Source organism: Paenalcaligenes hominis, assembly GCF_011927625.1.
Lineage (GTDB): Bacteria > Pseudomonadota > Gammaproteobacteria > Burkholderiales > Burkholderiaceae_B > Paenalcaligenes > Paenalcaligenes hominis.
In genome coordinates, this window is the sequence record NZ_JAATIZ010000005.1 from 119,469 (window position 1) to 133,694 (window position 14,226).

Genomic DNA, 14,226 nt, shown 5'->3' on the forward strand with positions numbered 1-14,226 from the left:
ACATGCTGGAAACTTACCGCCAACACGTTGCCGAACGCGCTGCGTTAGGCATCCCTGCGCTTCCTTTATCTGCGCAACAAACCGCCGATCTAATCGAACTCATTAAAAACCCGCCAGCAGGCGAGGAAGATTATTTACTAGACCTCATTACTCATCGTGTTCCTGCCGGTGTGGATGATGCGGCTAAAGTGAAAGCGTCTTATCTAGCTGCGGTTGCCTTAGGCACAGAAACCAACCCGTTGTTTGACAAAAAACGCGCTACCGAACTGCTTGGTACGATGCTAGGCGGCTATAATATTGCCCCCTTGATTCAGCTGCTTGATGATGACGAGCTTGCTCCGGTAGCCGCCGAAGGCCTCAAGCACACCTTGTTAATGTTTGACGCGTTTTACGATGTAAAAGAAAAAGCCAAACAAGGCAACGTATATGCGCAGCAAGTCCTACAAAGCTGGGCGGATGCCGAATGGTTTACCTCACGCCCCGAGGTACCAGAAAGCTTAACGATTACTGTTTTCAAAGTCACGGGTGAAACGAATACGGACGACTTGTCCCCTGCTCCCGATGCATGGAGCCGTCCTGACATTCCTCTGCATGCTTTGGCTATGCTGAAAAACCCACGTCCAGGTATCGAGCCAGACGAGCCCGGTAAAATTGGCCCCATTAAGCTCATTAATGAACTCAAGCAAAAAGGCAACATTGTTGCCTATGTGGGCGATGTGGTCGGTACAGGTTCTTCTCGTAAGTCCGCCACTAACTCCGTATTGTGGTTTACTGGCGACGACATTCCTTACGTGCCTAACAAACGCTTTGGCGGTATTTGCTTGGGCAGCAAAATTGCACCTATTTTCTATAACACCATGGAAGATGCGGGTGCTTTGCCCATCGAGCTCGATGTATCCCAAATGGAAATGGGCGACGTGATCGAACTTCGCCCTTACGAAGGTAAAGCGCTTAAAAATGGCGTGGTGATCTCCGAGTTCAGCGTAAAATCGGATGTATTGTTTGACGAAGTCCGTGCAGGGGGTCGTATTCCTCTTATCGTAGGTCGCGGTTTAACTACACGTGCCCGTGAAGCCCTACGCTTACCTCCTACCGACCTATTCCGTCTGCCCACCACACCTGAAGATTCTGGCAAAGGCTTTACCTTAGCTCAAAAGATGGTGGGTCGCGCTTGTGGTTTGCCTGAAGGCCAAGGGGTGCGTCCTGGTACTTACTGCGAGCCCCGCATGACCACTGTGGGTAGTCAAGATACCACCGGCCCGATGACTCGCGACGAATTAAAAGACTTAGCTTGTTTAGGTTTTTCATCTGATTTGGTTATGCAGTCTTTCTGTCATACTGCTGCCTACCCCAAACCAATTGATGTTAAAACTCACCACGAGCTACCTGATTTCATCAGCACACGCGGCGGTGTTTCCCTGCGTCCTGGCGATGGCATTATTCACTCTTGGCTCAACCGCATGTTGCTCCCTGATACAGTGGGTACAGGTGGCGACTCGCACACTCGTTTCCCCATTGGTATTAGCTTCCCCGCCGGCTCTGGTCTCGTTGCTTTTGCTGCGGCAACAGGGGTTATGCCTTTAGATATGCCCGAGTCCGTCTTAGTGCGCTTTAAGGGTGAAATGCAGCCTGGTGTGACACTACGTGACTTAGTCAATGCCATTCCTTACTACGCCATCAAACAAGGCTTACTCACTGTAGAAAAATCCGGCAAGGTCAATATTTTCTCTGGCCGTATTCTAGAAATCGAAGGGTTACCAAACCTCAAGATTGAACAGGCCTTTGAGCTCTCTGATGCCTCTGCTGAGCGTTCGGCTGCAGCATGTACTGTGCGTCTAAACAAAGAGCCCATTATCGAATACCTCAACAGCAACATCACACTATTGAAGTGGATGATTGCTAATGGCTACGAAGACGAGCGCACCATCATGCGTCGTATCAAAGCCATGGAAGAGTGGTTAGAAAACCCACAACTGCTTGAGCCTGATGCCGACGCGGAATACGCCGCCGTGATTGAAATTGATCTTGCGGATATTCACGAGCCTATCGTGGCCTGCCCGAACGACCCAGACGATGTGAAATCCCTCTCTGACGTGGCGGGTACACCTATTGATGAGGTTTTCATAGGTAGCTGTATGACTAACATTGGTCACTTCCGTGCCGCTTCCAAGCTTCTCGAAGGCAAGCGTGATATTCCTACTCGTCTCTGGGTTGCGCCCCCCACTAAAATGGACCAAGCCCAACTCACCGAGGAAGGTCATTACGGTGTGCTAGGCGTTGCTGGCGCGCGTATGGAAATGCCCGGCTGCTCACTCTGCATGGGTAACCAAGCCCAAGTGCGCGAAGGCGCTACGGTGATGTCAACCAGCACACGTAATTTCCCCAACCGCTTAGGTAAAAACACCAACGTATTCCTAGGCTCTGCAGAACTGGCAGCGATTTGTTCACGTTTGGGTCGCATCCCAACGCGTGCCGAATACCTCGCTGACATGGGTATATTGCAAGAGAATAGCGATGATATTTATCGCTACATGAACTTTGACCAAATTGAAGAGTTCAAAGAAATTGCAGACACCATAGGCTAAGGCTAGACAGGTCGTAACCATCAACCCCTTGAAGCCACTGGCCTCAAGGGGTTTTTCTATCGCTATTCTGCAAGAGGACGGGTACACTGTACGTTTTGCTGTTAGATAGGAATGTCTATGGTTGACTCCACCGTCTCCAACACCGTACTGCATCATAAAGCGCACGATTTACTTAGCCTAATCGAAGCCCTTAATCACTCGGGCTCACGTTTAGAGGATCAGTTTTGGGAGGCCAAATTAACCGAATCGGTTCAAGAGCTCTTAGTCGACCCCGACAGCACCCTGCTCGAACAACTTTTAGACTACCTTTCCAGCTCAGAACAGTTCGAGCTCTATGACGTTTTAGTTAGCTTAATCGAAGGGCTGGCCGAATCAGCCACGTTAAGCCATCAAGGGCAACGTTATGATGTGCTGTTGATTACCGCGCCTATTGCCGCGTGGACACGCTATCAATTGCCCGAAGGTGACCTAAGCCATGAGCTACACGAAAAGCTTTTAGGGGCGGTGAAATCGTATGCTGGCTCAGACGCCAAAGTAGCCGTACTTGGCCAGTTACTCAGCTTTGATCAATTACCAAAAAGCTTTGCGCTTACGCACGAATTTACCGCACAGCTAGGGCGCTTGGCGCTTGAGGCAAAACCAACTACGATTGAACTTGATCACCTTGAAGACGGCATCACCTTGCTTGCTGACACCAAGTTTATTGTGTGTGCTATTGCGACGCCCCAAGGCCAGGCCGCTTTTGCTTGGCAGCAACATAAAAACCCGTTGTTAGCCTTACAGGAAAGCCAAACCCGTTGGCAAGAACAGTGCGAACAACTACTTAGCGCTATGTTTGCAGGTTGCCAGGCCCAGTTTTTACCTCCTGATGGGTATTATTTTAATACTCGAGCTAGCGATAAACTCATGCGCCCTTTAGCCATTAAGGCGGCGGTAAGTTGGTTAGGTTTAGTCACCCAATCCGAACCCAGTGAAATTTCTGCCGTCGTCGCACGTTGCGGTGAGTCAGACACCGAAGAGTTCCGTATTGGCTTAACGGTTGAAAACCATCCCGAGCTTTTATATGGCTGTGTCTGGCCTATTTTTAGTAAAGACGAAATCGATCGTTCTAGCTCTCACTTCGAAGATAGCGCGTTGCAAATTCAAACGATATTGACCGAGCTCGGTGTGGAGTCCATTTTGTTTTTAGCTGGGCTGTATGACCCTGACTTCTGTGATGATTGCAGCGCCCCCTCTTTTCCTACGGCGCAGGGCGAGCTTGACCACCCTTACTTACCCGAAGAGCTTGATTTTGCCCCAGCGCCTTTGCACTAATTAGCCCGAATGGATACGGATTTATTTTGCCAAGTCGTCGATAACTATGGCGATATCGGCGTATGTTGGCGCTTAGCTCAACAATTACAACAGCGTGGTATGGCAGTCCGTTTATTTGTTGATGACTTAACCGCATTTCATCGGATTGCACCCACTATAAACGAACACGCTAACTCACAAACGGTGCAACACATCACCATACAGCACTGGTCGCAAGCAGAACACGCTATACCGGCCTCCTTTGTGATTGAGGCCTTTGGGTGTGAATTGCCTCTGGCCTATCAAAACGCCATGCCGACTCAAACTCGTCTGTGGATTAATCTGGAATACCTAAGTGCCGAACCGTGGGTGGAAAGCAGCCATGCTTTACCCTCGCCTCAGTCGAACGGCGTGGTGAAATATTTCTTTTTTCCCGGGTTTAGCGCAAAAACGGGGGGGCTGTTGCGCCCCGACTCGAGCTGTAGGTACGCCCCCTTGGATGAAGGGTTTTGGAATCAAGTAGGCTTAGCTCAGGCCCCCATTACTGAACGAGTGGCTTTTGTATTTAGTTATCCGCAGGCCCCTTTAGAGACCCTGTATGCGTGCTTAGCCTCGCAACCTCACAGTTGGTCTGTGCTGTTAGCGGCGTCTGCACCCGAGCCTACGGCACCCCCAACAAACCTTAGCTTCTATCGCTTGCCGTTTATCGCGCAACAGCAGTTTGATGCGCTGCTGGACTATGCTGATCTTAATCTAGTCCGTGGTGAAGACTCATTTGTCCGTGCTATTTGGGCGCAACGGCCTTTTATCTGGCAACCTTACTTGCAAGAAGACAACTACCATTTAATCAAACTGCAGGCGTGGTTAGCGACCACCCCTTTAACGGCATCACGTCAGCAACTGATAATGGCTTGGAACCAAGGGCGCATCACCCCTGATCAACTCAACATGGAACTAAAAAACTTAGCCGAATGGCGTCAACAATGTGTTCACTACGCTGCTACCTTGGCTCAACAAACCGACTTAGCAACACAGTTGTTCGCTTTTTGTTCGCAATTAGACCAGAAAACGGTAAAATAACTTTTTTCCTCTCCGCTTTAGCAAAAACGAAAAGACATTGGTTTTTTTGTTAGTCAATAATTGTGCCTATTGCGTGCGGAGTTATCTTTCATCGGAGTTTCCCTATCTATGAAAACCGCACAGGATTTACGCGTTGGTAACGTGGTAATGATCGGCAGTGAACCCCTCGTTGTGCAACGTGCTGAATACAATAAATCAGGCCGTAACAGCGCTGTTGTAAAACTGAAATTCAAAAACTTGCTCTCTGGTAGCGCGAGCGAAGGGGTGCACAAAGCAGACGAAAAGTTTGAAATCGTTCTGCTAGAGAAAAAAGAGTGCTCCTATTCGTACTTTGCTGATCCTATGTACGTCTTTATGGACGAAGACTACAACCAGTACGAGATCGAGGCCGATAACATGGGCGACGCGCTGAATTACCTCGAAGACGGTATGACAGCCGAAGTCGTGTTCTATGACGGCCGTGCTATTTCTGTCGAGTTACCTACTGTGATTGTGCGCCAGATTGAATACACCGAGCCTGCTGTTCGCGGTGACACCTCGGGTAAAGTCATGAAGCCTGCACGTTTAGCTACAGGTCATACTGTGTCGGTGCCTATGTTCTGCGAAATCGGTGACAACATCGAAATCGATACGCGCACCAACGAATACCGCAGCCGCGCTAACTAATTAGCAACGCTGTCTAAAAACCGCTCTAGCGACTGTTAAAACAGAAACCAGAGCGGTTTTTTTAATTTAGTTTTTCATCGTCTAAAAAATCGGGGATAGGCATGACTTCTATGCCGTCTTCACGTAATGCCTCGTATTCGGCTTGGGTCGCAGAGCCACGAATAGCCCGATCTGGCGCCTCGCCCCCGTGGATCTTTCTGGCCTCCTCGGCAAAGTCGGCACCCACATTATCTGTATTACGAATGGCTTGCTTAATTTGCTGAAAAAATTGCGCCTGCATCGCGTCTAGACTGGGTTGAGAAGCCGGCGTTGGCGCGGTTTCTGTAGCCATAGCGGCGTCAGGCGTTTTACTTCCTACGCCATGTCGTAAGTTTAAACGCGGTGCAGAGAGTTGTTTATGAATATCGGTGCTACCGCATAATGGGCAGGTCACCCACCCCGCTTGCGTTTGCTTTTCGTAGTCATCATGAGAACGAAACCAACCTTCAAATACATGACCCGCTGCGCAGGCCAAATCAAACACTTTTAATGCCATAGTAATTACTTCGTGGTCTCAAGAGATAAACGCGGAACGGAGTGCAATAACTGCTGTGTTATGCTTTGCTGCGGCCGCAATAGCACCTGTTGTGCTGTACCCATCTCAACTATTTTACCCTGATCCATCACGGCAACACGATCGGCTAAATACTCGACAACACTAAAGTTATGCGTAATAAATAGATAGGCTAGGCCTGTGTCTTTTTGCAGTTGAATCAGTAAATCTAATATTTGGGCTTGTACAGAAACATCTAACGCCGAAGTGGGCTCATCGCAAATCAGCACTTGGGGTTCCACCGCTAGCGCTCTTGCAATCGCAATGCGTTGCCTTTGACCGCCCGAGAATTCATGGGCATACCGTTTCGTGCTGTCAGCCGGCATAGCGGTCAAATCTAACAGCTCGCTGATGCGCTTTTGCCGTTGTGCCTCTGACCAATGCGGTTGTAAGCTTTTTAAGCCTTCGACTAGGATGTCTCCTACCATCATTCGAGGGTTTAGCGAAGCAAAAGGGTCTTGAAAAACAATTTGAATTTTGCGCCGTTGCTGCGCCAATTGGGCGCCGCGGCTATGCAATAAGTCCTCGCCACGTAAAAGTGCTTGCCCATTTACGTGGATTTGCTCATCGATAATGCGTAACAAGGCTTTAGCCACTGTGCTTTTACCGCACCCTGAAGCCCCTAGCAAGGCTAAGGTCTCACCCTCATGCAAGTCAAAACTGAGATCTTTTACTATAGGCACGACGGGTGTAGCTTTAAATAACTGACGCTTTTGTTTATAGCCGACTTCGAGATGCTGCACCTGTAATAGCGGGGTCGCGTTAGGCGGCAAGGCCTCAGAGGATGTATTGCCGTATTTCTGCTCACGCCGGGCAAAACTAGGAATCACGTCTAGTAAATGGCGCGCATACGGATGATCTGGCTGCTTAAAGAAGGCCGCTGCTGTGCTTTGGAATACGACCTCGCCTTGGCGTAGCAACGCCACCTGATCAGCCATTTGCTGCACAACCGCTAAATCATGGGTGATCAACAACACCGTTAACCCTAAATCCTGCTGCATCGTTTTTAAGAGCTCTAGGATCTGGGCCTGTACCGTAACATCTAATGCCGTGGTGGGTTCGTCTGCAATCAATACATCTGGCTCTACAGCTAATGCCATGGCAATCATAATGCGTTGACGTTGTCCACCTGAGAACTGAAAAGGGTAGTCGTTAATGCGTTGTACTGGGTCGGGAATACCGACCTTATCTAGCCAAGCGATCGCGCGCTGTTGTAGTTCTGCTTTTTTATAGTGTGTGTGCAAGCGCATGCTCTCGATGAGCTGATCGCCAATACGTAATACCGGGTTTAAACAGGTGGCAGGCTCTTGGAAAATCATGGCAATTTTATTACCACGCACCGAACGCATTTGTGCTTCACTTAGGCTAAAGAGGTTTGTGCCCTGAAATTCCACGGTACCAGATTTTACAGACAACGCATCGGGCAACAAGCGCATAATTGCTAATGCTGTCATGCTTTTGCCACTACCAGACTCACCTACTAAAGCGAATGTCTGCCCCCGCTCTATCTGCAAGCTAAGATGACGCACGGCATACCGTTCGGTGCCTGCAATGCTTAATGATAAATCTTGAATCTTAAGCATGAGCTGCTCCTTTTGCCTCGATACGACGCACACGCGGGTCAAAAGCGCGTTGCACGGCATCAGCAAATAAGTTGGCTGATAACACGAGTGCTAGCAAAAAGAAAAAAGCGCCAACTAAGTTCCACCAAATCATTGGGTCTCGGGACATTTCTAAGCGTGCCGCATCAATCATGGTGCCAAACGATGGCATGCTAGGATCGACACCGATGCCCAAATACGATAAAACTGCCTCGTACAACACCAAACCAGAAAACTCCAGCACCAAAGTAATAAGCACCAAATGCATCACATTAGGTAGCAGGTGACGCAGCATGATGCCCCACGCACTGACCCCAAAGGCCTTAGCGGCTTGGACATACTCGAGTTCTCTGAGCTTAAGCACTTCTGCACGTAATAATCGGCACAGTCCTGCCCAGCCGGTAAAGCCTAAAATCAAACACAACACCAAAAGCCGTAAATCTGCCCGAGAAGCAACCGTATCAAAGAGCTCAGCGTGCGTATCCATATACACTTGCATCATCAATACACAGGCAGCAATTAAAAGCACACCCGGAATAGAAGTTAAGGTGGTGTAGATATATTGGATGACGTCATCCACCCACCCTTTAAAATAACCCGCAGCAATGCCAAAAATTAATGCCGGGGGCAACATCGCTACCGTCGTTAACGTGCCAATGACCAACGCCGTCCGAATACTTTTAAAACTTAAATACAAGACATCGTTACCGGAACGGTCTGTACCCAAAACATAATAAAAGCGGCTAAAGACCAATATAAAAACAAGTAAGCTGATTAAGACGGTGAGGCTTAACCATAGGCTGCGCCAAGGAAAGGCGGGGTTATGGCGTGCACCCTGCCGGCATAAGGCACCCAGCACTATTGCCACCACCACCGCGCCAAGTGCACTCCATAAAGCCAATTTCCACACCAAATGACGATGCTCTGCTGCCGTGCTGACCGTTTGCGCTGCGTTTTCTAACACAGGAAAGTCGCGCACGACTTGTCCATCTACAATTGCACTTTCTTTAAAAAACAAATGCGTGGCAAAGGGCGCTGAATAACTGCGTTCTTTCTTAGCGATATGGGTTGCCTCTAACACATCATCTAATACAGAACGGGCAATGGGTGAGTAGCGCTGTTCTGTTTGCCCCTCTAGCGCGGGTAGAACCGGACGATAATGAATGGAATCCAGTAACCCGACCACTACAAAAAAAGCCAATACTACCGCACACGCCATGGCAGAGGGAGTATAAAATACGCTGCGCCATGCCTGACGCAATGCAGGAGTGCGCCCCACATGGATGATATACCCCAACACAACTAGTACCATTAACCAGACAAAAGCGTCAGTCCACATTAGTTCAAATTTAGGCATAGTGGTCACTCAAAACGTACTCGTGGGTCAACTAAGGTATACGAAATATCAGCCAAAATAAGCCCTACAATATACAAAACAGAACCTAAGAACACCATGGCACGTACGATGGATAAATCTTGGGCATTAATGGCTTCGATGGTGTAGCTGCCTAAGCCAGGAATACCAAAAAAAGACTCGGCAATTAAGCTGCCCATGAATAGCAAAGGAATGGCGGTTACCGTGCCAGTTAAAATAGGCAATAAAGCATTGCGTAGTAAATGCTTAAATAACACGTGGTATTCCGACAACCCCTTGGCACGAGCTGTTCGAATATAGTCCTTGCTGGCTTCCTCTAGAAACAAACTACGATAAAAGCGCGACTCCCCTCCGACGCGGGAAATAATGCCAATGAGCACAGGCAAGATTAAAAATCGTGTGGTGTCTAGACCTGACGTCCAACCAGAATACGGCACCCAGCCAAGCACTTTAGCAAACAGCCATTGGCCGGCAATAATATAAAACAACCCAGAGATAGATAGCAGCACCACACAAAGCACCACCCCATAAAAATCAATACGGGTATGCTTAAAAAATACCAAAAACAAAGCAAAGGCCACCGATACCGCTAAGCCTAAAATAAAAGTAGGCAGCGCTAACGCTAAACTGGGTCCCATGCGGGATTTAATTTCCTGACCAATATCATGCCCACTATCTGAAAAACCAAAATCAAAGCGTAATAACGGCACGGAACGTTCATAGAAAATGGTGTCTTGCAAAGCCTTTACGCCAGGTTGGTCTTGGTTGATAAATAAAGGCTTGTTGTAACCTTGCTGCGCTTTCCACTGCTCAATGGCCTCGGTAGAAATACGCTGCCCCCCAATAGCAAGACGAGCCATGTCGTCAGGCGTATTCACCGTAAAAAACAACACAAAGGTCAATAAATTAACACCTAACAAAATGAGCACACCATAGCCCAAACGACGCAAAATATACGGCAGCATTAGTGCTCCTTTTGAATAGTTTTTAGGTCACGTTGTTTAATAGTGCGCCAAACCAACGCCAAGCCTACTGCTATGAGGATTAGTAGCCCCCACAATGGCCACCACACAGGCTGGTTCCACATGGCTTGTTTTTGAACACGCAGCTGCGGGTCAATGCGTAAATACTGCAACGCATTACGTACCATTTGTGAGGGCTTGGCGTTGTAGACCCATTCTTGGTAAACCCCGCCTGAATTAGGGATATAGCCAAACATCCAAGGGGCGTCGTTTTGAACCACCGCCACCATGTCAGCAATCACACGGTCTTTTTCAGGGCCATCATCTAAAAAACGCATTTTTTCAAACAATGCGTCGTACTCTGCACTGTGGTAATTGGTTGCGTTTTCCCCTCCACCTTGAGCGCGAGCATGAGGGCCATAGAGCAAAAACAGAAAGTTTTCGGCGTCGGGGTAATCAGCCACCCACCCCCACATAAACAATTGCGCCACGCCACGTTGCATTTTTTCCTGAAAGCGATTGTAGTCCGTTGCTCGAACCTCGAGCTGCACACCTAATTGCGCCAGCTGGCGTCGCATCCAATCTACACTCGCGCTAGCCCCCATGCCCCCGGCGGAGTCAAAGTACAGGATTAAGGGCGCCCCGGTTTTTGCATCACGGCCATTGGGATAACCCGCTTTAGCTAAGAGGGCGCGTGCTTGATCAATGGGTCTACGCTGTGCATGCCCTTGGTTAGGCTCATACACCACAGGGTTTAAGCCCTCGGGTGGAGCCACATAACCCCGTACACCAGGGGGTAGCGGGCCGTGAGCCACTAAGCCCTGATCATTTTGAAAGATGGTGACGTACTGTTCCCAATCAAAGGCAATACTAATTGCCTGACGCAAATAACGATTTTTCTGAGCTTGTTCAGGCGTATCGCCCCCACCGACCACGGGATCAAGCCAGTTAAAACCAAAGTAATAAAGCTGTGACTCGGCCAAGGTACGCAAATCTAAGCCACGTTCTTTATACAGGGCCGCCTTGTCAGGGGAGTCTTCGGCAGCTACCGTCATCGCAACACCATAATCACCGCGCTCGACTTGCGGAATATCGTAGTACCCCTGCAAAAACTTACCTAACAATGGCACAGATTCTTTTTCTAAGGTAAATACCACCTGATCAATAAACGGGGTGGGTTGGCCACAATCAGCCAGTAAGCCTGCCGCCTCGTCACCCGGCTCGCCCTCGCAGGGATAAGGATCGCCCCTAAAGTTAGGGTTGCGTGTTAAGACATGACGACGGTTGCGAATGGACTCGGTGAGCATATAAGGGCCTGTACCCACAGGCCATGTATTCAGCGACAGATCGTGTTGATCCATCTTGGGTTGGTGATAAAACCGATCGGCCTCCCAAGGGATAGGCGCAGTAAAGGTCATGGCTAGCCAATACGAAAACTGAGGGTATTTGCCATAGATGCGAATACGCAAAGTATGGTCATCAATTGCCTCTACCCCAGAAAAGGCATAATCACGCAAGTCGAGCCACTCTTCATCAGGTAAGGCCTGATTGAGCTCTCGTAGCTGTTCCCCATAGTCTTTATAGCCAACAATATAGTCAGTAAAAAAAGCATAAATAGGTGAAATAACGCGGGGGCTTGCTAAACGACGCAACGCATACACATAGTCATGTGCCGTGAGTTCGCGGGTGCCAACAGCCTTGAAGTCGGTGATGGCATAAGCGTTTTCTAATGCCGCCTCGGGCATAGGATAATAGACATAGTTCCCTTTTTCATCTTGCGCAAAAGCAGGATGCGGCTGAAATAACACCCCAGGTTTTAAGGTGATCTCGTAAACACTTTCAGCAATTTGATGGCTAGGCGCATCGTCGGGCAAGCGCTTCCCTTGTGCATCGACATAGTAGGGGTGTACAACGGCTTGGGCTGTGCGCCCTTCGAGTTCGTAGGGGCGTTTTAAATAATGGTAGCCGTACAAGGGCTCGTATATGGAATATGTAAAAGGCGTCTCGTCTGTGGAATACGAGCTGGCCGGATCCAGGTATTTAGGCGAGCGTTGCGTGAATGCGGTAAACAGCGTGTTTTGCTCAGCTTGATCCTGAATATAGGGGCTATTTACTGCCTTGTCGCTACAGGCAGCCAGCAGCATCACGATGGAAATAAGGAAAAATTGAATTAATCGCATTTCTTTTGTTGCCAACATTGAACTCGCCAAACCCAAGGCGCAATGGGGGTTTTTTTAGCCTGCCATAAACCAATGCGCTGTTGTTGCGCACGCTTTTGTACCGCTTTTAGACTCTTATCACGCAAATAGCGCTCGTTGCTGCCTGTGTAGGCCCAAGCCCAACCTTGGGCGACCATTTGTTGATTGGCTGTGCTGCCGTTCGCTAAAGGAATATCGCACACGTTACGCCCATAATGATCTTGTTCAAAACACCGTAAAGCCAAGACTTTATTTAAAACCATTTTCTCTAAGGCACGCTGTGCATCGTCTGCATACGGCTGCCCTGGTCGGTCGGCACGCCCTGTGGTTTCTGGGGAATCGATATTCGCCAAGCGCACGCGTTCACGTACTCCTGCCACCTCGATATTAACCGTATCCCCATCTGCTACGTGTGTAATTTTACCCTTAAGTTCGAATTCGCCTTTAGGACGTTTGACGGTAGTGGTCGAGTTTGAGGGGGCTTTCATCCCAGGCAAGTCTAAATAATCTGAGGTAGTACCTATACCCAACGCGACTAGTACCAACGATACAATCCCTACACCCAAGGCTTGCTGCCATGAAATAGTCTGAGTGCCCCAGAGAATCACCCATTTGCCGTTTTTCTTTTTAATAGAGAGTTTCTTTTTGGCCATGTTTTGTTCGTATCACTAAAGAGAGGAGTCAAGTTAGCCATGATTATAGGTTTTTCATCTCTAGTGTAAACGCGCTAACATACTTATTCTGTTTTACTTTTCGAGTTCTACATCATGCATGCCTCTTTACAAATTGCCGTCGCGGCCTTTTTATTATTAGTCAGTGTAGCCACCGGCGCCTTTGGCTCCCATGCTTTAGCAGGCCGGGTGGATTTAAATATGCTGGCCGTTTGGCAAACTGCAGTGCAATACTTATCGCTTCATGCGGTGGCCTTGCTCGCTTTAGCCAGCGCTCATGCTTATTTACAAGCCCGCTTACAGCATCTCGCTTTTAGCTTGCTTTTAGTAGGCACACTTTTGTTTTCTGGTAGCTTGCTTTTATTGGTCTTATCAGAACAACGCTGGTTAGGCATGATTACACCTATTGGCGGTGTATTAATGCTGGGGGGTTGGGGGCTGGTGTTGCTAGCTGCTTTAGCCAATTACCATCAACAGAATAAAAAGCGCTAGACCCTCGACCTTATCTGATGTCACACTAGTCGTAGCGATTGTTTTTTAGTCAGGAGACAACTATGGCAAAAGTACTGGTGTTGTATTACTCGGCTTACGGGCATATTGAAGCCATGGCTCAGGCTGTGGCCGAGGGCGCACGCGCAGCGGGTGCCGAGGTCGATATTAAACGTGTACCCGAGCTGGTCCCTCTAGAGGTTGCGCAGCGCTCGGGCTATAAACTGGATCAAGCGGCGCCCATTGCTACGGTCGACGAGCTCGCCCATTACGATGCCATCATTGTCGGCACGGGAACGCGTTTTGGGCGGATTAGTTCACAAATGGCCAATTTTTTAGACCAATGTGGAGGGCTATGGGCTAAAGGGGCGCTGGTTGGAAAAGTGGGGGGTGCATTTACGTCTACGGCTACACAGCACGGCGGCCAAGAGCTGACGTTAATGAGTATCATCCATAATTTATTTCACTTTGGCATGGTAGTTGTAGGCTTACCCTACAGCTTTGCCGGGCAAACGCGTATGGATGAGATCGTTGGTGGCTCTCCGTATGGCGCCAGCACTATTGCTGACGGCGACGGCTCACGCCAACCAAGCCAAACAGAGCTTGATGGCGCTCGGTTTCAAGGCCAACTCATCGCCCATACCGCAAAAAAATTACATCGTTCATAACCAAGACCCCAACAGGTTGGCTTGCCCTAATCTGTTGGGATGCTTG

Annotated in this window: 12 protein-coding genes; 6 read left to right on the forward strand and 6 right to left on the reverse strand. The window is 48.9% G+C overall.

Going from position 1 to position 14,226, the window contains the following annotated elements; all coding sequences use genetic code 11:
* The first annotated feature begins 2 nt into the window (after positions 1 to 2).
* The 4 genes from acnB to efp all read left to right on the forward strand — a co-directional run bounded on the left by acnB (position 3) and on the right by efp (position 5,624).
* Positions 3 to 2,585, forward strand: a complete 2,583-nt coding sequence (gene acnB, locus GGR41_RS12110; RefSeq protein ID WP_167662120.1) for a bifunctional aconitate hydratase 2/2-methylisocitrate dehydratase — start codon at positions 3 to 5, stop codon at positions 2,583 to 2,585.
* Between the two features lie 117 nt (positions 2,586 to 2,702).
* On the forward strand, positions 2,703 to 3,899 hold the full coding sequence (locus GGR41_RS12115) for a DUF2863 family protein (RefSeq protein ID WP_167662121.1): 1,197 nt from the start codon (positions 2,703 to 2,705) through the stop codon (positions 3,897 to 3,899).
* Between the two features lie 9 nt (positions 3,900 to 3,908).
* The gene (gene earP, locus GGR41_RS12120) at positions 3,909 to 4,958 is read left to right on the forward strand and encodes an elongation factor P maturation arginine rhamnosyltransferase EarP (RefSeq protein WP_167662122.1); all 1,050 of its coding nucleotides are present in this window, start codon (positions 3,909 to 3,911) and stop codon (positions 4,956 to 4,958) included.
* Between the two features lie 108 nt (positions 4,959 to 5,066).
* Entirely contained in the window at positions 5,067 to 5,624 is a 558-nt protein-coding gene (efp, locus tag GGR41_RS12125; RefSeq protein ID WP_077734778.1) for an elongation factor P, read from the forward strand.
* Positions 5,625 to 5,685: 61 nt separating this feature from the next.
* Here the strand turns inward: efp and GGR41_RS12130 are convergent, their stop codons facing one another.
* Genes GGR41_RS12130 through GGR41_RS12155 form a run of 6 tightly spaced genes read right to left on the reverse strand, consistent with a single transcriptional unit; the run spans position 5,686 to position 13,005 of the window.
* Entirely contained in the window at positions 5,686 to 6,159 is a 474-nt protein-coding gene (locus tag GGR41_RS12130; RefSeq protein ID WP_077734777.1) for a DUF1178 family protein, read from the reverse strand.
* A gap of 5 nt (positions 6,160 to 6,164) precedes the next feature.
* Positions 6,165 to 7,799, reverse strand: coding sequence for an ABC transporter ATP-binding protein (locus GGR41_RS12135; protein ID WP_167662123.1), 1,635 nt, complete (start codon positions 7,797 to 7,799; stop codon positions 6,165 to 6,167).
* Positions 7,792 to 9,174, reverse strand: coding sequence for an ABC transporter permease (locus GGR41_RS12140; protein WP_167662124.1), 1,383 nt, complete (start codon positions 9,172 to 9,174; stop codon positions 7,792 to 7,794). The genes GGR41_RS12135 and GGR41_RS12140 overlap by 8 nt, the downstream gene beginning before the upstream one ends.
* 5 nt (positions 9,175 to 9,179) lie before the next feature.
* Positions 9,180 to 10,157, reverse strand: coding sequence for an ABC transporter permease (locus GGR41_RS12145; RefSeq protein WP_167662125.1), 978 nt, complete (start codon positions 10,155 to 10,157; stop codon positions 9,180 to 9,182).
* Positions 10,157 to 12,352 carry an ABC transporter substrate-binding protein gene (locus GGR41_RS12150; protein ID WP_167662126.1) on the reverse strand — a complete coding sequence of 732 codons (2,196 nt, stop codon included), beginning with the start codon at positions 12,350 to 12,352 and terminating at the stop codon, positions 10,157 to 10,159. The genes GGR41_RS12145 and GGR41_RS12150 overlap by 1 nt, the downstream gene beginning before the upstream one ends.
* Positions 12,325 to 13,005 carry a thermonuclease family protein gene (locus GGR41_RS12155; RefSeq protein WP_167662127.1) on the reverse strand — a complete coding sequence of 227 codons (681 nt, stop codon included), beginning with the start codon at positions 13,003 to 13,005 and terminating at the stop codon, positions 12,325 to 12,327. Before GGR41_RS12155 ends, GGR41_RS12150 begins: the two co-directional genes overlap by 28 nt.
* Positions 13,006 to 13,119: 114 nt before the next feature.
* Here GGR41_RS12155 and GGR41_RS12160 point away from each other — a divergent pair, with 114 nt between their 5' ends.
* Together GGR41_RS12160 and wrbA are read left to right on the forward strand one after the other, a co-directional pair.
* On the forward strand, positions 13,120 to 13,515 hold the full coding sequence (locus GGR41_RS12160) for a DUF423 domain-containing protein (RefSeq protein ID WP_167662128.1): 396 nt from the start codon (positions 13,120 to 13,122) through the stop codon (positions 13,513 to 13,515).
* A gap of 62 nt (positions 13,516 to 13,577) precedes the next feature.
* Positions 13,578 to 14,180, forward strand: coding sequence for an NAD(P)H:quinone oxidoreductase (wrbA, locus tag GGR41_RS12165; protein WP_167662129.1), 603 nt, complete (start codon positions 13,578 to 13,580; stop codon positions 14,178 to 14,180).
* Positions 14,181 to 14,226: the final 46 nt, after the last annotated feature.